Annotated in this window: 29 protein-coding genes and 2 tRNA genes; 19 read left to right on the top strand and 12 right to left on the bottom strand. The window is 62.1% G+C overall.

Translation table 11 applies throughout. The features are described from left to right. Positions 1-76: 76 nt before the first annotated feature. The 12 genes from VSR72_RS27770 (at position 77) to VSR72_RS27825 (ending at position 10268) form a co-directional block, all read left to right on the top strand. Complete coding sequence (locus VSR72_RS27770) at positions 77-343, top strand: AlpA family phage regulatory protein (RefSeq protein WP_342955551.1); 267 nt, start codon at positions 77-79, stop codon at positions 341-343. Between the two features lie 122 nt (positions 344-465). Further along, positions 466-1152: a phage antirepressor KilAC domain-containing protein gene (locus VSR72_RS27775; protein ID WP_342955552.1), complete on the top strand. Its 687-nt coding sequence runs from the start codon at positions 466-468 to the stop codon at positions 1150-1152. After that, on the top strand, positions 1149-2231 hold the full coding sequence (locus VSR72_RS27780) for a hypothetical protein (RefSeq protein WP_342955553.1): 1083 nt from the start codon (positions 1149-1151) through the stop codon (positions 2229-2231). Before VSR72_RS27775 ends, VSR72_RS27780 begins: the two co-directional genes overlap by 4 nt. Continuing rightward, on the top strand, positions 2228-3274 hold the full coding sequence (locus tag VSR72_RS27785) for a tyrosine-type recombinase/integrase (RefSeq protein ID WP_342955554.1): 1047 nt from the start codon (positions 2228-2230) through the stop codon (positions 3272-3274). Before VSR72_RS27780 ends, VSR72_RS27785 begins: the two co-directional genes overlap by 4 nt. A gap of 117 nt (positions 3275-3391) precedes the next feature. Then, the gene (locus VSR72_RS27790; protein WP_342955555.1) at positions 3392-5176 is read left to right on the top strand and encodes a glycosyl hydrolase family 28-related protein; all 1785 of its coding nucleotides are present in this window, start codon (positions 3392-3394) and stop codon (positions 5174-5176) included. Positions 5177-5231: 55 nt separating this feature from the next. Next, a complete protein-coding gene (locus tag VSR72_RS27795; protein WP_342955556.1) occupies positions 5232-6059 on the top strand; it encodes a hypothetical protein in 828 nt (275 codons plus the stop codon). Positions 6060-6107: 48 nt separating this feature from the next. Beyond that, entirely contained in the window at positions 6108-6389 is a 282-nt protein-coding gene (locus VSR72_RS27800; RefSeq protein ID WP_342955557.1) for a hypothetical protein, read from the top strand. 36 nt (positions 6390-6425) lie between these two features. Then, entirely contained in the window at positions 6426-6686 is a 261-nt protein-coding gene (locus tag VSR72_RS27805; protein ID WP_342955558.1) for a hypothetical protein, read from the top strand. A 23-nt stretch (positions 6687-6709) separates the two neighbouring features. After that, positions 6710-8230 carry a hypothetical protein gene (locus tag VSR72_RS27810; RefSeq protein ID WP_342955559.1) on the top strand — a complete coding sequence of 507 codons (1521 nt, stop codon included), beginning with the start codon at positions 6710-6712 and terminating at the stop codon, positions 8228-8230. Between the two features lie 442 nt (positions 8231-8672). Continuing rightward, on the top strand, positions 8673-9251 hold the full coding sequence (locus tag VSR72_RS27815) for a recombinase family protein (protein WP_342955560.1): 579 nt from the start codon (positions 8673-8675) through the stop codon (positions 9249-9251). Positions 9252-9357: 106 nt separating this feature from the next. Continuing rightward, entirely contained in the window at positions 9358-9627 is a 270-nt protein-coding gene (locus VSR72_RS27820) for a hypothetical protein (RefSeq protein ID WP_342955561.1), read from the top strand. Beyond that, positions 9624-10268 carry a hypothetical protein gene (locus VSR72_RS27825; protein ID WP_342955562.1) on the top strand — a complete coding sequence of 215 codons (645 nt, stop codon included), beginning with the start codon at positions 9624-9626 and terminating at the stop codon, positions 10266-10268. The genes VSR72_RS27820 and VSR72_RS27825 overlap by 4 nt, the downstream gene beginning before the upstream one ends. Before the next feature lie 100 nt (positions 10269-10368). On the opposite strand, the gene VSR72_RS27830 is transcribed toward VSR72_RS27825, so the two are convergent. Further along, complete coding sequence (locus VSR72_RS27830; protein WP_342955563.1) at positions 10369-11538, bottom strand: acyltransferase; 1170 nt, start codon at positions 11536-11538, stop codon at positions 10369-10371. Positions 11539-11817: 279 nt separating this feature from the next. Here VSR72_RS27830 and VSR72_RS27835 point away from each other — a divergent pair, with 279 nt between their 5' ends. Further along, entirely contained in the window at positions 11818-12141 is a 324-nt protein-coding gene (locus VSR72_RS27835) for a DUF3761 domain-containing protein (protein ID WP_342955564.1), read from the top strand. Between the two features lie 14 nt (positions 12142-12155). Then, a complete protein-coding gene (locus VSR72_RS27840; protein WP_342955565.1) occupies positions 12156-12452 on the top strand; it encodes a hypothetical protein in 297 nt (98 codons plus the stop codon). A 58-nt stretch (positions 12453-12510) separates the two neighbouring features. Here the strand turns inward: VSR72_RS27840 and VSR72_RS27845 are convergent, their stop codons facing one another. The 4 genes from VSR72_RS27845 to hemN all read right to left on the bottom strand — a co-directional run bounded on the left by VSR72_RS27845 (position 12511) and on the right by hemN (position 16041). Further along, positions 12511-12993 (bottom strand): J domain-containing protein, encoded by a 483-nt coding sequence (locus VSR72_RS27845; protein ID WP_342955566.1) that lies wholly within the window; start codon positions 12991-12993, stop codon positions 12511-12513. A gap of 32 nt (positions 12994-13025) precedes the next feature. Then, on the bottom strand, positions 13026-14249 hold the full coding sequence (locus tag VSR72_RS27850) for an integrase arm-type DNA-binding domain-containing protein (protein ID WP_342955567.1): 1224 nt from the start codon (positions 14247-14249) through the stop codon (positions 13026-13028). Positions 14250-14460: 211 nt separating this feature from the next. Then, positions 14461-14545 (bottom strand) — tRNA-Leu (locus tag VSR72_RS27855). A 110-nt stretch (positions 14546-14655) separates the two neighbouring features. Next, positions 14656-16041, bottom strand: coding sequence for an oxygen-independent coproporphyrinogen III oxidase (gene hemN / locus VSR72_RS27860; RefSeq protein ID WP_342955568.1), 1386 nt, complete (start codon positions 16039-16041; stop codon positions 14656-14658). Between the two features lie 239 nt (positions 16042-16280). Here hemN and VSR72_RS27865 point away from each other — a divergent pair, with 239 nt between their 5' ends. The 3 genes from VSR72_RS27865 to VSR72_RS27875 all read left to right on the top strand — a co-directional run bounded on the left by VSR72_RS27865 (position 16281) and on the right by VSR72_RS27875 (position 18207). Then, positions 16281-16598, top strand: a complete 318-nt coding sequence (locus VSR72_RS27865; protein WP_342955569.1) for a YkgJ family cysteine cluster protein — start codon at positions 16281-16283, stop codon at positions 16596-16598. Positions 16599-16676: 78 nt separating this feature from the next. After that, positions 16677-17264 (top strand): DUF1439 domain-containing protein, encoded by a 588-nt coding sequence (locus VSR72_RS27870; RefSeq protein ID WP_342955570.1) that lies wholly within the window; start codon positions 16677-16679, stop codon positions 17262-17264. 88 nt (positions 17265-17352) lie between these two features. Continuing rightward, positions 17353-18207, top strand: coding sequence for an undecaprenyl-diphosphate phosphatase (locus VSR72_RS27875; protein WP_342955571.1), 855 nt, complete (start codon positions 17353-17355; stop codon positions 18205-18207). A gap of 58 nt (positions 18208-18265) precedes the next feature. Here VSR72_RS27875 and trmB read toward each other — a convergent pair whose 3' ends face one another. From trmB to VSR72_RS27900, 5 genes are all read right to left on the bottom strand, one after another. Beyond that, positions 18266-19042: a tRNA (guanosine(46)-N7)-methyltransferase TrmB gene (gene trmB, locus VSR72_RS27880; RefSeq protein WP_342955572.1), complete on the bottom strand. Its 777-nt coding sequence runs from the start codon at positions 19040-19042 to the stop codon at positions 18266-18268. A 294-nt stretch (positions 19043-19336) separates the two neighbouring features. Further along, the gene (locus VSR72_RS27885) at positions 19337-19546 is read right to left on the bottom strand and encodes a hypothetical protein (protein ID WP_342955573.1); all 210 of its coding nucleotides are present in this window, start codon (positions 19544-19546) and stop codon (positions 19337-19339) included. Between the two features lie 249 nt (positions 19547-19795). Next, a tRNA-Gly gene (locus VSR72_RS27890) sits at positions 19796-19870 on the bottom strand. A 109-nt stretch (positions 19871-19979) separates the two neighbouring features. Next, a complete protein-coding gene (locus tag VSR72_RS27895; RefSeq protein WP_342955574.1) occupies positions 19980-20543 on the bottom strand; it encodes a YggT family protein in 564 nt (187 codons plus the stop codon). A 105-nt stretch (positions 20544-20648) separates the two neighbouring features. Next, the gene (locus VSR72_RS27900) at positions 20649-20969 is read right to left on the bottom strand and encodes an EthD family reductase (RefSeq protein WP_342955575.1); all 321 of its coding nucleotides are present in this window, start codon (positions 20967-20969) and stop codon (positions 20649-20651) included. 611 nt (positions 20970-21580) lie between these two features. On the opposite strand from VSR72_RS27900, the gene VSR72_RS27905 reads away from it, so the two are divergent. Continuing rightward, on the top strand, positions 21581-21742 hold the full coding sequence (locus VSR72_RS27905; protein WP_165822777.1) for a hypothetical protein: 162 nt from the start codon (positions 21581-21583) through the stop codon (positions 21740-21742). Positions 21743-21892: 150 nt separating this feature from the next. Here the strand turns inward: VSR72_RS27905 and VSR72_RS27910 are convergent, their stop codons facing one another. Next, the gene (locus tag VSR72_RS27910) at positions 21893-22195 is read right to left on the bottom strand and encodes a hypothetical protein (protein ID WP_342955576.1); all 303 of its coding nucleotides are present in this window, start codon (positions 22193-22195) and stop codon (positions 21893-21895) included. Here VSR72_RS27910 and VSR72_RS27915 point away from each other — a divergent pair. Then, positions 22173-22478: a hypothetical protein gene (locus tag VSR72_RS27915; protein ID WP_342955577.1), complete on the top strand. Its 306-nt coding sequence runs from the start codon at positions 22173-22175 to the stop codon at positions 22476-22478. The two genes, VSR72_RS27910 and VSR72_RS27915, sit on opposite strands and share 23 nt — an antisense overlap. 129 nt (positions 22479-22607) lie before the next feature. Here the strand turns inward: VSR72_RS27915 and VSR72_RS27920 are convergent, their stop codons facing one another. Next, positions 22608-23282, bottom strand: coding sequence for a LysE family transporter (locus tag VSR72_RS27920; protein WP_342955578.1), 675 nt, complete (start codon positions 23280-23282; stop codon positions 22608-22610). Positions 23283-23353 lie beyond the last annotated feature (71 nt).

Consider the following 23353-nt stretch of genomic DNA (forward strand, 5'->3'; position numbering starts at 1 on the left):
TAATCGGCCTGATTTTTCCCCGCTCGCGCCGCATCAGAGTGGAGTCATTGCAATCGACGCCTCAGGAGGCACCGCAATGGCCCGCAAAGCAGTTGACGCCAATCGGACTGGCGAAACGATCGCCACTCAACCACCGTCCCTCCTGCCCGAAGGTTACACGCGCCTGGCCGAACTGCTGCTCATCGTTCCAATGAGCGGCGAGGCGATCCGGCAACGCGAACTCAAAGGACGCTTCCCGAAACGTGTGCAGCTCGGCTCGGCTCGTTGCGTCGCGTGGAAAAACAGCGAGATTTTGAGCTGGCTGGCGGACCCCGCTGGCTATCGCGCACCGCAAGCCGCGTAAGGGGGCTCGCGATGGCCCATCAAAACAAAAAGGCGGCCCCGCAGTGTGTTGAACCCGACGCTGCGCGGCAAGCGGCGGGCTTGCCAGTCGCTGGGCCCGCTGCGATGGGTGCAATTGGTGCCATGGCCACCATGACGCAGTTCGATTTCGCCGCGTTGACCGGGAAGCGTTCTGACCACGTGGTGCGGGTGATTCGCGGGGCCACGTCGAAGGGGGCTGTTCATCCACGAATTGAGGATGAACCCCGGACCGATTCGATGGGGCGTACCCGGACCGTCCGGGCCTACCACCTCACAGAGCGGGACAGCTATGTGGTTATGGCCCAGTTGTCTCCTGAGTTCACTGGGCGCCTCGTCGATCGTTGGCGCGAACTGGAAGCGGCGGTCTCGACATCGCCCTGGGCGGTCGAGGAAGCTGTGCTGCGGCTGACTGCACCACTCGCTGAATCGGTCGCGGAATTGACTCGCCTCGTCAACGAACAAGCCCCAAAGGCCGTGGCCTTTGACCGGCTGCAGGCATCCGAGGGGGCGATGTGCATTCGCGACTCGGCGAAGGCGATTCACATGCAGCCCTCGGCGCTGGCGGACTGGCTGATTCGTAACGCCTGGTGCTGGCGGTCCCATCGCGGGAGGATGGTTGCCTACCAGACGGCACTCGATGCCGGCGCTCTTGAGCACAAGTCCCACCTGCTGAACGGTCCCGAAGGGGACCGGCTCGTGAGCTCGATCTACGTTACGCCACGAGGGCTGGCGCGAATCGCTCAATGCATCGAGGCCGACAAACTGGCGGCGCGAGGGGGCGCGCAATGAGCGTGCACAGCTTCGAGATTGACGATGCAGTGGAGCATGGAGTCCATGCTGCAGTGTTTCTCTACAACTTGCGCTTCTGGATTCAACACAACAAGGCAAATGGGAAACACCTGTTTGACGGTCGTACGTGGACATACAACAGCGCCAAGGCTCTATCGCAACTGTTCCCGTATCTAAGTGCCGATCAGATCAAGCGCACCATCAAGAAGCTTGTCGACGGCCACGTCGTGGTCACGCGCGCTTTGTCCGAAAACTCGTGGGAACGCGTGAACTGGTATGCGTTCGTTGACGAGGCACGCATGCTGAAGATGCCGGAAAGCCCCGACGCGCCGCATTCGGCGAAATCGCCCAATGCATCCGGCGAAATCGCTCAATCAATCGAGCGAAATCGCCCAATCGATAGCGCGATTTCGCCGAATCACTGTACAGATGTAAACGCAGTTGAAAAACACATATCTGTCTTAGACGAGGTGGCGAGCCGACCAGATTGGTTCTTAGAAGAGCAGGGCGCCGGTGATCAGCTGTCACCTGTCGATCCGTCTGCTGCAACGAAGCTCGCTATCGCGCTGCGCGCCGCTGGCATCAATTGCGCCTCTGCACACCCGATGATCCAGGCGCTCACCGAGCAAGGCGTGACGGTGGAGACGGCCGTAGCTGCCGCGGAATACGCGAAGGCGGCGAAGGAAGGCGAGAAGGTCGGCCTTGGCTACATCGTGAAGGTCCTCGAATCGTGGGCAAAGAGCGCATCGACGGCAAGCGTGGCGGGCTCCAAGGCCCCGGACGCGAAAACCAAATACGGCGCGTGGTGGTTGTCTGACGCGACGGCGCTCGCGGTTGCAAATCAGGTCGGTGCTGGTAATGCGCGGGCTCATGAGTCGCGCGAGGAATGGCACGCGCGGATCCGCGCCGCGATCGACAACGGCGGTACGCCGCCGGCGTCGCGCGCGCAACCGGCCACGCCGCTTGATCAGCTTCCATCGGTCGACGCGCCGCGAACGGGTGCCTCTGAGGCCTCTCGCTCCGCCATGGCGAGCGTGAAAGACCTGCTGAAGGCCCGTATCGTCGGAGCAACCGCATGACGCCCCGGCTCTTCCTCGTCGGCCGCATGTGGCATTACCGCCTCTCGGCTGGCGGACGTCGGCAGCAGCGTTCGACGGGGGAGACGGTGCGCCGACGCGCCGAAGCCGTGGCTGCTCAGGCGGCAGAAGATGCCCGGCGCGCGGCGAGTGGCCTCGAGCCCATCCCGACCCTCCGCGAGCTGGTTCGGCAGTGGATCGCCGCGCACGAATTCGTTGTCAGCGCATCGCACCTCAAGGGCATGCGTGAGTTCGGCCGCCTGCACCTGTACGAACTGGCCGAACTGAAAATCGACGTGTTTTCGACATCTCTCGTCGAGGCGGCGCGCGCCCAGCATCTGCGCGGACACGCACCGGCGACCGCAAACCATTGGCTGCGCCTTCTGCGGCTGCTCTTCCGCTGGGCGGTGCGGCGGCGCCTGATTGCCGAAGTGAGCTGGACGGTCAAACCGATCAAGACGCAGAAGCGTCCGAGGGCGATCCTGCCGGCCGCTCGCGCGCTTGACTGGCTCGCCGCGGTCGATCAGGAAGGCGGCCCCGCAGTGTCCTGCGGCATTCGCCTGATGCTGGGCCTCGGCCTTCGCGAATCGGAGGTCAGGACGGCCCGATGGGAATGGATTGACTGGGAGCGCCGGACGTACACGCCGGGGCGCACCAAGGGACGTGAGGCCGTCCCGGTGCCGCTGCCTGACTGGTTGGCCACCTACCTCGAGCCGAGACGCTCTGCGGCCGGCCTGATCGTCGCCAATCGCCGCGGCGCCCCCCTGTATGCCGGCTTCGCCAGTCGCGTAATCAAGGCTGCCAATTCTGCCGTCGGTATCGAGGGGCTGACGCCTCACCGTCTGCGAGGGACCTTCGCAACGATGCTCAGCGAGGCCGGCGTCCCGGTGCAGACCATCCAGCAAGTCATGCGACACAAAAGCGTCCTGACAACGATTGGCTACCTCGAGGTGGATCTCGGTCGGGCCGTCGCCGGGCAGCAGCGCATTGCCAACAGGCTCGGATTCGAGCAGCAGTCGACGGAGGTTAGGAATGGCGAAGCTTGATCAGAAAGTGGCGAGCACAACCGCCGAAAGGGCCGTCAATCAAGGCCCGCCAAACAATGGAGAGTTGTCAGTGAAATTTCACACAAGCGAATTTTCAGCACCAGGGGAACTTCATAAATGAGCGCAACCGTTGTTTCTGCTCCGATGCCCATCCTGCAGTTTTTCAACAATGCGGGACAGCCGAACTCCGGCGGGACCGTGCTTACGCAGGTGAACGGCGTCAATTACGCGACCTATCAGGATGCCGCCGGCAACACGCCGCTGCCGAATCCGATTCCGCTCAACTCGCGCGGCGAGGTGTCCAACACGTCTGGGATCTCGTGCCAGTTGTTCCTCGTTGCTGGCGAGACGTACACCTTCACGCAATTCGACGCGAACGGGAACCAGATCAACCAGGCGACGGCGGTCGCGGGTTCGCCCGGCCTCGGTGTGATCACGGATGCGTATGTCGCGGCAAACGCGGCGATCAACGCGAGCAAGCTTGCATTCACGCAGCTCGGCACGGGCGCCGTGCAACGCACGGTGCTTTCGAAGCTGCAGGATTTCATCAGCTGCACGGACTTCGGCACGGCTGGCGATGGTGTGACCGATGACACGGCAGCAATGCAGGCCGCCTTCAATGCAGCGAACCTGCTGGGCAAGGAGCTGTACATCCCTGCCGGGACATACATCCTCAGCTCAGGGATCAGCATCGACAATTCTGCCCAGTCGACCTTCCCGGTGAAGCGAATTTCGATCCGCGGCGATGGTGCAGCGAGCACGAATCTATTTTTCACGAATAGCGCGAGCCTCGGCATTTCGATCAAGAATTCGAGTTCCGTGCAGACCTCCCTGCAGAAGATCCAGGGCATTGCGATCAGTTCGAGCTTGCGGGCGGGTTTTGGCCTGTACCTGCTGCAGATGGCGCACGTCGATCTGAGCGACCTGTGGGTGTCCGGCTTCAACATCGCGATCGTTTATCAGGACGTGCAGGAGTCGGTTCAGACCAATGTCGACTGTCAGTGGAACAACGGCGGCTTCTATTGCTCCGAGGGCAATTCCACGGAGCCCAACGCGCTCCTATTCCAGGACTGCACCTATGGCAATAACGCGAACTACGGCATCGACGCGCAGAACGTTGCGACGTTCGTCTACGTCGGCGGATCGATCGAATGGAACAATAGCTCGTCGTACAGCACGATCTGGGGCTGCCGACTGAACATGAACAGCAACGCGGCGCAGGGCACCGCGGCGGCTTCTTTCCTCGGTGCCTATATCGAGAGCAATGGGAGCCCGAGTGCTGGTGTTGGACAGGCTGATATCTGGTATGTGAATGATGCAGTGCCTTCCACGCTGGTAGTGCAGGGCTGCTCGTTCCAGCGGCACGCCAACTACTCCATCAACAACATCCGGATCGATACGTCGGGCGGCAACCGGCACAAGGTCGTGCTGCAGGGGAATGGCCACAAAGGCTGGCCCGACTATACGGCATCGTCCTCGCGACCCTACATTCAGGTTGTGAGCGCGACCGATCCGGTGCAGCTTGTCGACCTCTCCAACTACTACGACAACAGCGTAGAGGCGCCGAACTATTCGGGCTCTGTCGCAATGCCCGCTTCCCCGGTTGTCGCACCCGCGGTCCCGGTTGCATGGGTGAGATTTAACGGCAACACGGCCGCCATTGCCCAGTCTTTCAACGTGAGCTCGATCACGCGCAATTCTCCCGGCAACTACACGGTGAACTACGCGCGCGGCTTGCAGCAGTCGACCAACTGCTATTCGATCGCGACCAATGGTGCCGGGTTTAACAGCGTGATCAATGAGAACTCGACCGGCGTCAACATTGGCACAACAAATACAAGCAACACCGCTCAGGACTTCTCTTCAATATCCGTCGTCGTACTAGGCGGCAACCTTACGTAGCGAGGACAACATGGAAAACAACCACACCCTGCAACGCTATCGTTTCGGATTGGAAATGAAAAAACTTCTCGCGCTTCTGCTGTTCCTGCCCGCGCTCGCATGGGCGCAATGCAACCCATTTGCCGCCCAGCAAGTTCTGACGGCCTCGGGCCTGAACACTGCGCTCTCAGCGGCCTGTATCACGAGCGGGACGATCAACAGCGCGGTCATTGGGGGCACTACGGCGGCCGCCGGCAGCTTCACCACGCTCTCTGCATCGGGAGCGGTGAGCGGGACAGGCTTCAGCACGTATCTGGCGTCTCCACCGGCCATTGGCGGCACGGCTGCGGCCGCAGGATCATTCACGACGTTGTCAGCCTCGAGCACGGTGAGCGGAACCGGCTTCTCGACATACCTGGCGTCGCCGCCCGCGATCGGCACGACGGCGGCAGCGGCGGGTAAGTTCACGACCCTGCAGGGCACATCGCTCGCGCACCTGAAATACAACAACACGAGCGCGCAGAGCATCCCGAACAACGCCTATACGACCGTCACGGGTTGGACAAGCGTGTTCGATGCGAACAGCAACTTCGCTGCATCGACCGGCATCTTTACAGCGCCTGCGACGGCGAACTATCGCATTAGCTGCCAGATGAACTGGACGAGCCTTAGCGCTGGGGCGGTCGTAGCAGCAGGGCTTTTCATCGGCGCCGTCGGATCTCCGGACAGTGCGTCGTATACCCCGACAACGACCGCAACGACGAACTTCGTCCAGGTCAACGCAACGATGTCACTGACATCCGGAAACACGGTGGCGTGCAAGGCATTCCAGAACAACGGCGCGGCTGCGGCACTGTCGAGCATAGCGCCGCAGGTCCAGATTTCGATTGATCAGTTGCCCTAGATCGAAGCGCTGTGCCTTTTCGGTCATCCGAGCAATGTGGACGCTGATATGAACTCTAAAGTAGGGACAAATAGAGCTGCGAAGCCCAAGACCGGTGGCAGAAAGAAGGGCACGCCGAACAAGGCGACGCGGACTGTCAAGGACGCGATCGCGCTTGCCGCTGAGAAGCTCGGCGGCGTCGATCGTCTAGTGGCATGGGCGAAAGAAGATCCGCTTAATGAGCGAGTCTTCTGGGGGACCATTTACCCGAAGCTGCTGCCGCTGCAGGTTGCTGGCGATGGTGGTGGGCCTATCCAACTCGTTCTGAACGGTTCGGACGTGCAAGGCTGACTTACTTCCCTGAAACACACTCGATATGAGATTGCTATGAACCAAAAATCCTTTTCACTGAACACCGATCCTTACGCGCTCGTGTCGGCCGTTCTCAGTGCGATCTGCCTCGCGGTGCCAGACGAGCAAAGACACCGGATCGCGTCCGAGCTGCGGGCATACGCGGAGCGTGTAAACGAAGATGCCGAAAACGTGGACCAGCAACAATTCGCGCTCGATGTCGCTTCCCTTGCTGCGCTTGCGGAGGACGGCTCCGATGCGGCATGCAAGATCCTTGGCGCGGGACTGCCGCGCTGATTCACGTCCCCAGGAGCTAACTCATGCCCGATTTCGGAAGTCCTGTAGCTGATCAGATTCAGGCACCCAACCCCAATCAGTCCATGCAGACCCTCTCGGGTCTCATGGGGCTTCGCAATCAGCAGCAGCAATTGCAGCTCGGCCAGCAGGCGTTGCAAGTCGGAGAAGGGCAGGCGCAGCAAGCCCAGCAGCAGATGGATGAGCGTCAGTCGTTGCAACGCGCGATGATGAGCGGGAAGGATCCGGACGGCAATTCCATCAAGGGCGCCGATGGTCAGATCGATCCTGTCGCGATGGCGAACTTCGCGAACAAATACATGCCCCTTACCGGGCAGGGCGTGCAGCAGACGATCATCAAGACGCTGAGCGATCGCGTCGGCCTGAATGACGCCGTGCGAGGTCTTGGCCAGAACTTCCGCAACGATATCTCGGGAATCGTGCGTTCGGGCATCGGCACGGATGACCCAGCCGGGACCGTGAATGCCGGGCTCGATGTCTACGCGAAACAGAATCCGAACGCTGCGCCGGCCATCGCTCGCGCGAAGTCCCTGATCGCAGGCGCGGGCGCAAACATGCCGCCTGAGCAGCGCGATATGGCGCTTCAGAAGCTTGCGATGGAGTTTCAGCCGGCGAACACCACGGCCGCCGAGCAGGCACCACAGATGGGCACAACGACTGGCCCTAGTGGCGGGGTGCAGGCATTCCAGACCAATCCCTATTCGGCAGTTCCGATGGGGGCGCAAGGACCGGAAGTGGCGCAAGGCCTCGGCCCCGCACAGGCAGCCCAGCGCGTCGGGACCTTCCAGAACGGCCAGCCCGGCACGGTATCGCTCGGCTCCGTCACGCCGGGCGCGCCCGGTTACAACGCCGGAAGCCCATTCGGAAATGGGCGCTTCGCTGCACAGCCAGGCCAGAATTCGTCATTCGTGGGCAGCGGTGCGCCGATGGGCGCGGGCGCTGATGTCGACTGGATGAAGAACGACTACAACAACGGCGTTGTGAAGGACGCGTCGACCGCGCAGCAGCGCGTTGGGCTCTACAACAACGTCGAGCAGCTGTCGAAAAAGGCGCTCACTGGCCCGCGGGATCGTCTGAACTACGCGAACAGCGTGCTCGCGTTGGCCGGCGTTGGTCCGTTTACGGACATGAACGACGCACAGGTTGCGCTGAACAAGAATGCCTCGATGATCCAGCAGGCATTCGGCGGCAACACCGACGCGGCTCGCGCGGTCGTTGCGCACTTCACGCCGGGCAGTGTTATGCCGGACAAGGTGAATCAGGAGATCAGCGAGTACGGCAAGGCGAATGCCCAGATGCAGCTGTTCGCGCAGCATTATCTGGAAGGCGCATCGAACGGCAACGACGCGGCGACGTACAAGAACCGCAAATCGGATCTTGCGATGGTCAGCGACCCTCGCCTGTGGCAATTCCAGAACATGTCACCGGGTGACCGCGTGAACTATCTGCGCGACATGTCGCCCGCGCAGCAGCAGCAGTTTGGCGCGATCTACAAGCGCGCGAATGCGATGGGGGCGTTCCAGTGAGCGACGCCTTCGATCAGGCCATGGCCAGACTGGGCAGCCGCGCGGCCGGAGGCGGTTCGCCTATCCCTTCGAGCGCCCCGATATGCTATCTCCCGATCGCTCCGATGGTTGTCGCGAGCATGTGCCACGCCGATGGGGTGGTGTGGCTTTGGTGGATTGATCCGGTGACCGATGCTCTGATGAGCGCTGAGGTATCGCTTGCGGAGTTTGACCAATTCGTTGTCGCCCTGATGGAGAGGTACTCCCCCGAAACCATCCTCATGTGAAGACTCAGAATCTGTTCGGCCGCGCTGCACATACCTTCGCCAATCCATGTCCAGACATACGTCCGAAAACGATCGGTTACGTACTGGGACGCCAAGCATGTACGAAAAATAGCTTGTATACGTTTCGGACATGATCTAGTATTCGGACATGGGTTTCGTACATGTGTGAGGCGAAAATGTCGCGAGTCTTTGCTTATTGCCGGGTGTCGACCACCGACCAGACGACGGAGAATCAGCGCAGGGAAATTGAGGCCGCTGGTTTCGCCATCGAAAGTCGGCGGATCATCGAAGAGGCGATTAGCGGATCAGTGGCGGCTAAAGACCGCCCGGGTTTTAGCAAGCTGCTCGATCGGCTCGAGCCGGGAGACGTTCTCATCGTGACCAAGCTCGATCGCCTTGGGCGCAATGCGATGGACGTGCGATCTACAGTCGAACAGCTGACGGAAACAGGCGTCCGCGTGCATTGCCTGGCGCTTGGCGGCGTTGACCTCACCAGCCCCGCGGGTCGCATGACGATGCAGGTCATTTCGGCGGTAGCGGAGTTTGAGCGCGATCTGCTCATTGAGCGGACTCAGGCCGGGCTGCAGCGTGCAAAAGCTGGCGGAAAGACATTCGGGCGGCCGTCAGCCCTCTCAGTAGAGCAACGTCGCGCAGTTGCAGACAGATTGGCTGGCGGGGAAAGCGTTGCTGCGCTGGCCCGGGAATACGCGACAAGTCGGCAAACGATCATGCGTGTTCGTAGCGCTGGCTCATGACTGTCGGCAGTGTTGGTCGCACAACCAACGAGAATCTTCGGCAGATCCTTGGGTGTCCGTCATCCATTTACTATAGTGCCCCTATTATCTGGCCGCAGAGGGAACCATGGAATCCGTTCTTGCCGCTGCAACTCTGGCTGATGACTCGCCCGAACGAGTCGAAAGCGACGCGACGCGTCAGTATCTCGACGATCTTGAGGCGGCGAACAGATTCAAGACTTTTCTGCTGGGGATCGGCGTCGAGGTGCCGGCGGACGTAATCGAGGGGCTAGCGAGACTGACGGAAGCTCTGGTTGCTCCGGAGAAAATATCAAAGCAGGAAACATCACAGCAGGCGATGCCGGCGCACCAGGGCAGCGGATACCCAATGCCATGAGCGACCGCCCTTCAGCACAGGACCGTGCAGATCTTGACGAGTACATCAAGATCCTCACCCGGTTGGGCGACGGGATAAGCATCAATGACTTTCGTCGCGAGGCAATAGCAGAAGCTGGGCGCACCAATAGGCGCGTGAAGATGTTCGTGTGTTCCGGAAGCGCTGTCTTTCTGATGCTGATGGTCATCGCGTTGGCAATCCCGGTCCTAAATATTCAGGTGCACAGATTCGGGATGTTACTGGTCGTTCTGTGGTCACTCTCCCTCGGGGGACTTGGTGCCGTCGCCAATACCTTTTTGCACTTGTTGAAGATGGTCCCGCAACAGACGCTGAATACGTCCGACTTCTTCGAAGTGGTCGGCCGCACAATGCTTGGCTGCCTGTTCAGCGTAGTGCTGTCTCTAACGCTGTTCCCAGAGATCCGTCAGTTCTTGGAATCCCTCAATTCCACGGTGGAAAACCCAGGCAAGGCTGCGGGCATGATTGCATTGGCGCCTTTCCTCCTTGGCTACAGCATCCCGCTAGTCTTACGTCTGTTGGATAAAGTCATCCAGGCGATTGAACTGACCGTTGGGGCGGAGGATCGGCGCATGTCTGCGAATGCGCCTCGTACTGGCAGGCAAGCTGGCAGGCGTCGCTAGCCACGAAATCGCGAAAACGGCGCCAAGTGGCAATAACGGGTGCGGTCGCGCTGCAGGCGTTTGGTGCGCGCGCCTCGGCTCGCAAACGATCGACGAAGTCCTAAGGGGTGGCGATGTTCTGGGTTGATGCTGTCGAGACTGCGCGCGCCCTTTTTGATTCCCACTTGTTGGCTAGGGATACGCCATATCTTCGAAGCGGTTGTTCGATGAGGCGGAAATTCAACTCTGCCAGAACCAATATCAGGACAGTCGCAGTGACGATAAAACGGACAGTGAAATGTCCGTCGATCGCTGCGCCATTTCCTTCGATGCGCGACCAGATCTCACGCGTCACCAGATAGACGGGAATATGGATGAGGTAGATCGCATAGGATCGAGCGCCAATGTATACCGCTGCGCGCTTGATCAAGCCATCTGGCAATGTGTATCCCCTTGCGTAGCTGGCAATCCATATCATGGCGGCTGAAGTAATGGCTAGAAGCCCGGTATGAAACGGAATGCTCACAAAAGCCGCAGGGATTGCTGCAAGCAAGGCGCACAACAAGGCAAGTGCAATTGCCGATCTCCAGCCGTTTGATAGCCAGCGCGGTTCGATCTTCGCGAGCACCCCGCTACTTTTAGCAATGGCGATCAAGGCGCCGAGAGCGAGTGCATCGGTCCTGAAAAACCACAGGAAAGACAGAAGTGGGCGATGCAGGAAGAGTTGCGCAAGAACTGCAGCCGCTAAGGCATACACAACGATTCGGCGCCCGCAGAAGAACAGAAGCAACGGGAGCAGCATATATGACTGTTCTTCGAGAGATAGGCTCCAGTACACCACATTGCCACCGCACAGCGTTCCTGGTATCGCGAAACAGGACCAGATGCGGAAGTTAGCCACTTGTGAAATGACAGCGGCGGCATCGATCAAATTCGCAGTCGGAGTTCCGAAGTGGCCTTCCCGGCTAAATGCGATGCTCAGAACAAGCATGACGGTCGCCCACAGCCATGCCGATGGAAAAATCCGCCATACCCGCTTTATCCAAAAGGGGAACGCAAGTTCCGAGAAGCTCGACGGCCGAGACTGATCGAGAGAACGTAGGAGGTTCCCGGTGATGACGTAGCCTGAAATGCAGAAGAAAAGATCGACACCACCCCAAGGACTAAAAACGTGACTGAACGCGCTGAGTCTGTCGCTGCCCCAAAAGAGCAGGATGTCGACGTGCACGATCAGGGTGCCAAGAATGGCGACCGCACGCAGTACCTCAATGTCGAGATTTCTCTTGTTCATCTATCAATCTGAAGGGCTAAACGCTCCCGCGTGAAGATCTGGCGCGGTCGAGCAATGGCGGATTCTGCCACACATTACACTGCATCAAATGTGAGCCGCTTTTGGAGCAGTCCGAAAGGTTCGTTAACTAGTTCAGGGTGGGCTAGGTTGCAGGCAACTCGGTGGCTGGCGGCCGACCCATTAGTAGAGGTGACCCCGTCATTGGATAACGGCAAACCGATATACTGAGTCCGGCCCGCAACGGGCTGACAGCACCACAGAACCAGAACGAGGACGGGGATGACAGGGATCAGCTGGAATTGCGGTCGCACTGCCGCACGTACGTTAGCAGTATCTCGGTGTGGCAGTCTCGTGGCGCTGCTGGTGCTCGCAAGCACTGCGCACGCGTACCAGCCATCGTCCCCCGATGAATCCCAATTGCAGGAGCACGGCCACTACGTGAACCACGATGGGAATGTCGTGCATTCGCCTGCGCATACTCGAAACGGTGTCGTACCGGTCGGCGCGACCGCGAGGTGCGGTGACGGGACGTACAGTTTCAGCCAGCACCACTCGGGCACGTGTTCACGTCATCAGGGTGTAGCCGAGTGGGAACAACAATGAACCGGGAGTAGGCAATGAAACGCGCAGTGGTTGGTGTCATCGTGACGCTAGCGCTTGGTGCGTGCGCCACGGTTCACGAAAGCTATGCTCCGGACGGGCGCCCCGCCTACACGTTGAACTGCAGCGGCATCGCCCGCGGCTGGGACAAGTGCTTCGAGGCCGCTGGGGATCTCTGCAAGACGAGCGGCTTCGATGTGATCGACCGAAGCGATGAGGATGCGGCTGCGGTGGGCGCGACCCACAGCGGTCTCTTCGGCGCGAAGACGAACGAGCGATCGATGGTCATCGCCTGCAAGAAGCCGGCTGCCTGATCCGCCAAGTCTCCTCAAAGCGTCGAGGGCATTGGCGTGCGCTGTCGAAAGCATGGACTCAGCGACTGGGCCATTTCCGACGCATCAAGTCGATTGGAATATAGAGCGGGAAAAGGAAGTACAGGATGTATCGCGCCCAATGGACTTCTTCGGGAGGCGGCCGGAACCTTACTGTCTTCAGCTTTTCCTCATCGATCTCGAATGCCCTTCCACGCCGGCGTTCCGCCTGCGGTGACTCGGCGTTCGGTGCCGGCCGCTCATGAGCAGGCCGCTGCGCACGTGTCCAAGTAGTTTGCGAGGGCGGCGCAGCTCGCGCGGCTTCTTCCGATTCCAGCCACTGGTCGTAACGAATACGCGCGGCCGGGTCGGACAGGGTTGCGTAGGCAACGTTGATTGCCTGCATCATTTCCGCCGATGCCGGGTTTTGGTTCCTGTCCGGATGCCATTTCTGCGAGAGTGCCTTATATACGGCCCGGATGACCTCCGGCGGCGCATCTCGCGCGATCGAGAGCCGTTCGTAGTGACTTCGGATATTTGCCACCGCCTTCTCCGTTGAGCCCCGGTGCGCGGCGTTTAAGCGGCGCCGCCTACCGTATTGATCGGGATCACCTCGGCCCCGGCCTTAAGCCGATCGAGGTAATCCGCCCACTTCTGCATCATGGCGCGGCGTTCCTTGATGAACCGCGTGCGGTTGTACGCGCCGCCAAGGTTGTCCGGGACTGCGTGCGCAAGCTGGTGTTCAATTACCTCTGGCTTTTGCTCGAGCTCCTCGTGCAGGATCGTTCGAGCCATCGCCCGAAAGCCGTGGCCGGTAATCTCGGTGCGCGTGTCATAGCCGAGGCGGCGCAGCGCGGCGTTGACCGTGGCCTCGCTCATCGGGCGCTTGCGATCTCGTGCGCCGGGGAAGACATAGTGGCCGGCGCCCGTCAGCGCGTATAGTTCGCGCAAGATTGTGACGGCCTGCGATGCTAGCGGCACCAGATGCTCAGTTTTTGTTTTGCTGACGTGATAGCGCCACGCGCCTTTGTCCAGATCGATCTCCGACCACTCGGCTTGCCGCAGCTCACCAGGCCGCACGAACAGCATAGGCGCCAACTTGAGCGCGCACAGCACCGGGAATGTGCCTGTGAAGCCGTCAAACGCACGCAGCATTTCGCCGACCTTGGCCGGCTCGGTGATCGACGCGAAATGGGTGGTCTGGGCTGGCGGGATTGCGCCAAGCAGGTCGCGCGCAGGGTCGCTTTTGCAGAAGCCTTCTTTGATCCCGTAGCGGAACACGCGGCTAATTTCGCCGCGCAGGCGATGGGCCGTAAAGCGGGCGCCACGGCTGTCGACGCGCTTCAATGTCTCGAGGATCTCCGGCGCCTCGATCTCTGAGATGGGCCGCTTTCCTAGCCAAGGGAATGCATCGTTCTTGAAGCGCGCCAGCGTCTTGTCGTACTGCGCTGGTTCGACGTAGGGGCGGCGCTCGTCCATCCAAGCCAAGGCGACCGCCTCAAACGAATTGGTGGCCGCGAGCTTGGCTGCTCGCTTATCCGCTTTTTTGGCTTCCCCAGGATCGATGTCGGTCGCCAGCTTCTCGCGCGCGGCGTCGCGCCGCTTTCGCGCTTCGACCAGGGAGACTTCCGGGTAGGTGCCGAGCGCGAGGCTCTTTTCCTTCCCATTGAAGCGGTACTTGAGCACCCAGCGCTTGCCGCCGGCGGGGGTTACGAGCAGGAACAGGCCACCGGCATCGAACAGCTTTTGCTGTTTCGCTGCAGCCTTGGCATTGCGGATCGCGAGATCGGTGAGAGCCATGTCTGCTCCGGTTCCGCGGCCGAGTTGGGGGTTGCCGCGGGGGTTCTTTGGGGGTGTCGACCCGCCACAGAACAGAACAACCCCCGGAAAAACCCCCGCGTGGGGGTTGTATCAGTGAGTGGTAGGTTGCAGTAGTGTGCAACAAAAAACCCCGCGGAGCCAAGCCCGGCGGGGTATTTGTGCGAAACGTTGTGAACGTTTGAAGAGTATCTGGTGCCTCGGGCCGGAATCGAACCGGCACTCCTTTCGGAACCGGATTTTGAGTCCGGCGCGTCTACCAATTTCACCACCGAGGCGCTTGCAACTTCCTGGCAACTTCTTCAGGCGCCAAGCACAGGCGCGCGAAGTAGCCGTAGATTATGACGCAAATCGCCCGCCCGAGCAACCATGTGGCGGCGGCAAGCCGTTAAATCGTCCGCGAGAACCGTTCGGGCTGTTGCGCACCAAGATAGCGGTCGAACACCATCGCGATATTGCGCACCAGCATGCGCCCGGCGGGCAGTACCTCCAGGCGGTCGGCGCTGCGCGCAACGAGCCCGTCGCGCTCGAACTCACTCAGCCGTTCGAGCTCGGCCGCAAAGGCCGCCGGAAAACGCACGCCGTAGGCGGCCTCGAACTCGTCATAGCGCAGTTCGAGGTTACACATCAGCTCGGTAATGATGTCGCGGCGCAGACGGTCATCGGCGGTGAGGCGCACGCCCTTCGCGGTCGCGAGCTTGCCCGCGTCAATGGCCGCGCCATAGCCGATCAGGTCCTTCGCGTTCTGCGCGTAGACGTCGCCGACCTTGCCGATCGCCGAAGCGCCGAAGCCGATCAGGTCGCAGTCGGCGCGCGTGCTGTAACCCTGGAAATTGCGGTGCAGCGTGCGTTGCGCCTGCGCGCGCGCGAGTTCGTCGGTGGGCAGCGCGAAATGGTCCATGCCGATGTAGACGTAGCCCGCCTCGGTGAGTTGTTCGATCACGAGTCTCAACAGCGCCATGCGCTCGGCGGGCGTGGGCAACGCGGCGTCGTCCATTTGACGCTGCATCTTGAACAGATGCGGCATGTGCGCGTAGCCGAACACCGAGATGCGATCGGGCGCGAGCAGCAACATCGTCTCGAGCGTGCGGCCGAAGGTTTTGACGTTCTGGTGCGGCAGGCCATAGATCAGATCGACACTGATCGATTCGAAGCCGTTCGCGCGCGCGGCGTTCATGACGTCGACGGTCAGCTCGAGCGGCTGAATGCGGTTGACCGCCTTCTGCACGACCGGATCGAAGTCCTGCACGCCCAGGCTCAGCCGGTTGAAGCCTAGCGAACGCAAATGCGCAATGGTCTGCGCCGTGGCTTCGCGCGGGTCGATCTCGATCGAGTATTCGGCTGCGTCGTCGGGCTGCAGTGCGAAGTGTTCGCGCGTGGCGGCCATGAGCGTGCTCATTTCGTCCAGCGAGAGAAAGGTGGGCGTGCCGCCGCCCCAATGCAGCTGCGAAACGGGGCGCTTCGTGTCGAAGAGCGCGGCCTGCAGCTCCACTTCGCGGATCATCTGCGCGAGATACGGCTTCGCGCGGCCGCGGTTCTTCGTGATGACCTTGTTGCAGCCGCAATAGAAGCAGACGGTGTCGCAGAACGGAATGTGGAAGTACAGCGAGAGATCGGTTTCGCTCGCGCCCGGATCGGCAGCCGCGCGGCGGTAGTCGGCGGGATCGAAGTCGTCGCGGAACTGCAGGGCGGTGGGGTAGGACGTGTAGCGCGGGCCGTTGGCGCCGTATTTGGCAAGCAGGTCGGGGCGAAAGAGCAGGTCGGCGTCGCTCATGCAAGGCTCACTGGGAAGGGCGGCGCATGGGCGGGCAGCGTCCGGCGCGACGGAACGCCGCGCACCGGTGGCGTGTCCTACAGCGCCAGATGAACAAAGTGTACGAGCGAGCAGGAAGTAGCGATTGTGTAAAAAGGTCGCATGCGGGCAATGGCACAATGCGTCTGGTCCGCAGCAGCGCGGTGGCGCGATCGCCACTCCGTCGCGGACACAATTTGTCAGAGTTCCAGGAAGCCGAAGTGAGTACCGTTATTCCCGCCGATGTCTCAGCGCATGCCTGCCGTCCCGGTTGCGGCGCATGCTGCATCGCGCCGTCCATTACGAGCCCGGTTCCGGGCATGCCTCACGGCAAGCCGGCCGGCGTGCGTTGCGTTCAGCTCGGCGAGGATCTGCGCTGCATGATCTTCGGCTCGCCGTTGCGGCCGGCTTGCTGCTCGGGGCTGCAGCCACAGCCTGAGATGTGCGGGGCGTCGCGCGAGGAGGCCATTGTCTGGCTCACGCGTCTCGAGGCGCAGACCCAGCCGCAAACCCCGCCACCATCGCCAGCCGCGCGCTGAACCAGGCAAACTGCGTCGGCCAGCCGTTATGCGCCAGAATGACGGCGCGTCAAACGCGGCCCAACAAGGAGATTTCGCATGGCCCACACCGCAACGCGCGTTTCCCGGCGCGCCTTCCTGTTCTCAGCCTGCGCTGCGGCGGGTACGGCGATGTCGCTCGGCGCGTGCGCGACGGGGATCTTCCCGTTCATTCCCGATCACTACACGTTTTCGCAGCAACAGGTGCAGGACGCGGTGCAACGCAAGTTTCCCTACCACCGCTCGATGCAGCAGATTATCGACGTCTCGCTCACGAACCCCGTCGTAACGCTGCTGCCCGATCGCAACCGCGTGGCCGTGCGGCTCGATGCGCACCTCGAAAGCCCGTTGATGCAGCAGCCCGTGAGCGGCGCGTTCACGGTGTCGAGCGAGCTCGCGTATGACAGCGCGAGCCGCGCCGTGGTGCTGCGCTCGCCTTCGGTCGACGGCGTCGACATGGCGGGCAACGCCGCCGCCTACGCGTCGCAGGTCAGCGCGGTCGCCGCGCTCGTTGCCACCCAGTTGCTCAACAACTATCCGGTCTACACGTTCAAACCCGAGCAGCTCCAATTTGCCGGCGTCAACTACGAACCCGGTACAATCACCATCCTTACAAACGGCATACGCGTGCAGATCGTCGAGAAGTAAGCCGACGAAACGCCAGCACACGCGGCCGTCGTCGGTCGTGTGGCGCGGCGTGCGCCGTCCCGACGCTCAAAGAAGAGGGATAAAAGGGATGGACTGGATTTTGACCTGCAAGGCCTTGATTCTCGGCATCGTCGAAGGGCTGACGGAATTTCTGCCCGTTTCGAGCACGGGGCATTTGATCGTCGCCGGCAGCTTGCTCAACTTCGATGGCGAGTATGCAAAGACCTTCTTCGTAGTGATCCAGTTCGGCTCGATCCTCGCCGTGTGCTGGGAGTTCCGGCGCAAGATCGGCGAGGTCGTTGTGGGGCTGCCCTCGCGGTCCGACGCACGGCGCTTCACGCTCAACGTGATCATCGCTACCATTCCGGCAGTCGTGCTCGGTCTGATGTTCGAGAAGGCGATCAAGTCGGTGCTCTTCGCGCCGGTGCCGGTCGCGTTTGCGCTCGTCGGCGGCGGCCTCGTGATCCTGTGGGTCGAAAATCGCCTGCGCGGTCCGAAGGGACTGCCGGTCGCCGCGCAGCGCGGCGCGCGCGTGAACTCGATCGACGAGATCACGCCGCTCGACGCGTTCAAGGTGGGTTGTGCGCAGTGCTGCGCGCTGATTCCGGGCATGTCGCGCTCGGGTTCGACCATCATTGGCGCGATGTTGTTCGGTTTCGAGCGGCGTGTCGCGACGGAGTTCTCGTTCTTCCTTGCGATTCCCGTGATCTTCGGCGCGACCGTTTATGAGCTTTACAAGAGCTGGCACGAGCTTTCCGCGGACTGGCTCGGGCTCTTCGGCATCGGCTTCGTCGCCGCGTTCGTTAGCGCGTTCGCGTGCGTGCGCTGGCTGCTGCGCTTCGTGGCGTCGCACGACTTCACGGCCTTCGCGTGGTATCGGATCGCCTTCGGCCTCGTGATCCTGCTGTTCGGCTACGGCGGCGGACTAGGCTGGGACGACTAAAAACGCAACGGGCGCCGCGTGACATCACGGCGCCCGTTTTTTTTCATGGTTCCCAGTGTCAGTCCGCGCGGCGACGGAACACGAGATCCCACACGCCGTGACCGAGCCGCAGGCCGCGGCGCTCGAATTTCGTCACCGGGCGGTACTCGGGGCGCGGCGCGTAGTCGACGGCCGTATTCTCGAGCGTGGGCTCCGCGCTGAGCACTTCGAGCATCTGCTCGGCGTAGTTCTGCCAGTCGGTCGCGCAATGCAGGTACGCGCCCGGCTTCATGCGCGAGACGAGATGCGCGACGAACTTCGGCTGAATCAGGCGGCGCTTGTGATGGCGCGCCTTGTGCCACGGGTCGGGGAAGAAGATGTGCACGCCGTCGAGGCTCGCGGGCGCGATCATGTGCTCGAGCACCTCCACGGCGTCGTGCTGAATGATGCGGATGTTCTCCAGATTCTGCTCGCCGATCAGCTTCAGCAGCGCGCCCACGCCAGGCTCGTGAACCTCCACGCCGAGGAAGTCGTCCTCGGGCCGCAGTGCGGCGATCTCCGCCGTACTCGCGCCCATCCCGAAACCGATCTCCAGGATGCGCGGTGCGTGCCGCTCGAACACGGCGTCCCAGTCGCCGGCTTCGGGCGCGTAGGGCACGACGAAGCGCGGGCCGAGCTCGTCGAGCGCGCGGCGCTGGCCGGTCGAGACGCGGCCGGCGCGGGTCACGAAGCTGCGGATGCGGCGGTGGTGCAGCGCGTCGCCGGTGGGCGCCTCGGCTCGCGTGTTCGTGTCGGAGGCGGCTTGGTCTGACGGCGTGCTGTCGGGACGGGCGGCGTCGTTGGGATCGTGATTCATCTTCGCGGGTGGTGTGAGAGCGGCGGATGTCGCGGCTGTCGATAATCGGGGCAGGCTGTGCCGTTGGCTCGGTGCGGGACGTTGCGCGGGGTATCCAGCGACGCGCATTGCCGGGCGGCAGGCGGGCCGGCGTGGCCGGGCGCCTTATGGGCCGCTTTTGCGTTAGCCGGAATCGGCGGCGGCCTTTGGCCAGGCAGGGCGGGCGCGGCGCGCTCGAAGCCCAGCGGCTCCAAAGCCGTCGCGCATTATATCAGCGCGCTCGTATGCGTCTGGCGGCTGGCGCGGCGCGCCACCTCAATCGGCTGAAACGACGACCTGCATGCGTGTGGGTTGGTTCAACTTGAACGCGTTCAGACGCCCGGCGCGCACGTCGAACAGCAGGCGCGTGAGGTCGCCGGCCGCAGTGCGCAGGCGTTCGGCTTCGGCGGCTGGGCGCTCGTCGGCGTCGGCGAGAAGGGCTTTGCGCGAGCGCACGATCAGGGCGATCGCGCTCGGCCGGGACATGAAAAAATGATCCATCGGAGGACTGATGCGCCAGAGGGCGCGCAGCGAGTCGTTATGCGGTAGTCGAGCGAATTACGTATCGGCGGACCTGCTCGCGGCGCGTGCGGGAGGACCCGAGGAGCGCCAGAGTGCATTGTGCAACGGAGGAATTCAGGTCGTGCCCTGCATGGGCCGGTCGGGCGGGCATGGCGTCCCGGGAGGGGCGCTGTTCGAAAGCCCAAGCCTCGAAGAGAGGTCGGCAAACCGACGTGGAGCGGGCGATGGGAATCGAACCCACGTCATCAGCTTGGGAAGCTGAGGTAATGGCCATTATACGACGCCCGCAGAGCGCGCCATTTTACGCGGTTTTGGCCGGGTTGCGCAATGACGCGGTCAAACGACGCGGCGCGCCGAGCGCGCCGCAGGAGGTGCTAAACAGTGCGCGGATGAGTCCTCAGATCCCAAACAGCGTCAGCGAAACCGCCGCGCGCGTGACCACCATCAACAGCACCTGCACGATCACGAACAGCAGAATCGGCGAGAGGTCGAGACCGCCCAGGTTCGGCAGGATACGGCGCAGCGGGTTGAGGAACGGCGCCGTCAGCTGGAAGAGCACGGGCATCGCCGCCGAGCGCGGGTTGAGCCACGAGAGCAGCGCCATCAGGATCGTCATCCAGATCAGCAGGTTGAGCGCCCATTTCACGAGCGTGAGGACGGCCACGATGAGCAGCGTCGGCAAAAGACCCAATGGGTCGACGCCCGCGATCCATACCATCAGCAGCACGTAGGCAATGGCCGCGACCAGCGCGGCGACCACGCTTGCCCAGTCGATGCCGCGCACGCCGGGAATCACGTGCCGCAGCGGCAGCACCAGCCAGTTGGTGACCTGCTGGATCGCGTGGGTTACGGGGTTGTACGGCGGCACACGCACGTACTGGAGCCAGGCGCGCAACAGCAGGGCGGCGCCGAACAGCGTGAAGACCGTATTGAGCAGAAAGCGGGCGATATCGCCGAACATCGGTGTTGTTTCCTTCTTGTGTTGGGTGGCGGCGCGCTTGGCGTGTGGCGGCCGATAAGAGGTCTAGCCGAAGCTCTCTCGCCCCGGTAAGCCGGGCGGAGCACGTCAGACGGACACCTTGACCTCGCTGATCAGAATGGTGCCATTTCCGCCGTCGGTGTAGTTGGGAATGTCGTCGAGGAGTGTGTCGGCATTCGGCTGGAACACGGCGTAGAACGCATCCGCCGTCTCGAACAGAAAGTGTCCCGCTGCGACGTACGGCGGCGGCGTACCCGGCGGCCCCGCATTGATGCCGATGTCGACCGACCAGCCCTTGAGCGATGCGCCAAAGAGCTTCGCCGCGAGCGGCATGTGGTGCGAGCAGTAGTACTCGGTGTCGAAACGCCCGTTCTCGCGATACGGATAGAGGATGCTGACCTTGATCATTGTGCGTGCTCGTCGGTGAGTCCCTTGGGCGCGCTGGGCGTGTACGGGGTGCCGTTGCGATGCCCGCGCCGTCGCCACATTACCACGGCTCATGCCTCGCCAGTATCCGCGATCGATTCAGCCGCGCGGGTTTGGCGCGCGGTTGCTGCCGCCGTTCCTGACGGGGACGTCGCGCCAAATGGCTGCACTCACTGCAGGCTTTTCCGCGAACGGCTACAGTGTTTCTGACGGACTACGTTAGCAGGCGGCGGGTTGACCGAGTGTTGCTGCGAAAGCGCGCGCCGCGCGAAATGTTCGCTTTCGTACCGATCACGCGCCGACGGTGCGACTACAAATAACACTGACGGGCATGGAATCGCGCCCGGTAGCCTGGCGCGGCACGATTTCTGCTGATGGCTGGCGGTCGCGCCTATTGCGCAGCCCCCAAATCCAGCACGGGGAGGCCGCAACGAACAGTGCGCTGTGCATATACGGCAGTCATGAGGCTATCTCGCAACACTGCAATTTTTGTCGCGGAATCTGAGCACAATACTTTTCATCGTTTCGGTTTCGTTGTTGCAATCGTGCAATTGGGTTTGTTCCTGTCGGTAGTCCGATTCGGGGAGTTCACCATGAGCATCTTCGCTTACCGAAAGCATCTGCGGTTCCTCACGCCCTTTCAGCGCCGCCGCTGGTGGGATCAGAAGAAGCGCCTGACGCCGCGCGTTCGCATCAGCGGCGCCTACGTGCCGCCGAACGTCACGCGCGAGTTCACCTACGTGAAGGTCGGATAACGGAGAGTGCGTTGACTTGCGGCCGGCGGTTTTTGCATCGCCGGCTGATCGGATGAGATGCCCGGTCCCAAGACCGGGCATCGTCGTTTACAGCCTCGCCGCGCGCAGGCAACGGCGGCCCGAACGTAGTCCCGCTCAACCAATTTGTAATCAAACATTACCGGGCGACTTGCCGCGCGATACCCTCGCGGCGGTAACAATGACAGCGCCCCGGTTTTTGTAACCAATGGCAGCGCGACCGGGCGCGTGTGCGGCGATTTTTCGCGGCAGCCGCGCCCAGCGGGCTTGACGCGCTATTAAGCGCCCCCCAAATAAGATTGCAATTCGAAACAAATGGCTACCAATGAGGGCCGCCGTTTTCGATACATTGAATGTGTGGGCAGTGCCCGTAATATGCGCGTCGCCGCTGGCGGCCGCCAGGAGAAGAGAAGTGAAAAAGACCGTATCGTTCATCGTTGCCGCCGCGCTGGGTGTGGGGTTCGTCAGCGCGGCCCAGGCGCACGTCTCGGTGGGTATCGGCATTGGCATTCCGGTTGCCCCGGCTTATCCCGTTTATGCTGCGCCGGTCTACGCACCGCCGCCGCCCGTGGTCTATGCGCCGCCGCCGGTGGTGTACGCGCCGCCGCCTGCCGTCGTCGTTGGCGGCTACCCTGGTTACGGCTACTACGGCCATCCGCATTGGCATCACGGCTACTACGGCCACGGTTACTACGGCCGCGGCTACTACCGTCATTGAGCGTGACGGGCGGCGCACGCCGCCCGGCCGCAGGTTTCACGAACGGCGCAACGCCGGCTAATGCCGCGTTGCGCCGTTTGCTTTCCAGCGTTCGATTTCACCGCTTGCATGGCGCGCGGCTGACACGGATTACGTCGCGCCCGCGCCTTGCAGGATGAAATCGCGATAGCCGTGCACGATCACGCTATACGAGAAGTACGCGAACAGCAGCGCCGAAAGCACGTGGCAGGCGCGCAGCAGTCCGGTGCCAGCGCGTTTGCGGCCGTGGCTAGCCAGTCCGCAAAGAAAGAAGGTCCAGCCGAGTCCGCCCGCGAAAAAGCCCAGCAGAAAGAGCGAGGCTGCGCCAGCGCTCGTCGCACCCGACTTTGCGATGAGCGCGCCGCCGACAGCCGCAAACCAGAGAATCGCACTCGGCGACGAGAGTGCGAGCAGGACGCCGCGCCCGAAGCTGCGCCACGGGTTGGGCAGCGGCGCGGTGCTATCGGCTTCGCCTTCCACGGGCGGCGCGGATGCCGGATTGAGCGCCTCGCGCGCCATCTTCCATGTGAGCATGAGCAGCAGGGCGGAGCCGCCGATCCACACGATCCAGCGCACGGCTGAGAACTGCAGCAGCGCGGCCATGCCCGCAAGCGCGAGCGCGGCGTAGATGAGGTCGCCGAAGCACGAGCCGAGCCCCAGCCAGAAACCAGACCGGAAGCCGTGCGTGAGCGTGAGCGAGATGATGGCGACGTTGACGAGACCGATGTCGAGACAAAGCGAAAGCGACAGAAAAAAACCGTCGGAAAGCAGGGAAACGTGAGACATGAAAACGATTTCTTGTTGGTATGGGACTGCGCGCCGCGCCCGCCCGCCAGGAAGAATGCGGGCGTCGCCGG

Origin of the sequence: Paraburkholderia sp. JHI869 (assembly GCF_038900775.1) — a bacterium.
Taxonomy (GTDB): Bacteria; Pseudomonadota; Gammaproteobacteria; order Burkholderiales; family Burkholderiaceae; genus Paraburkholderia.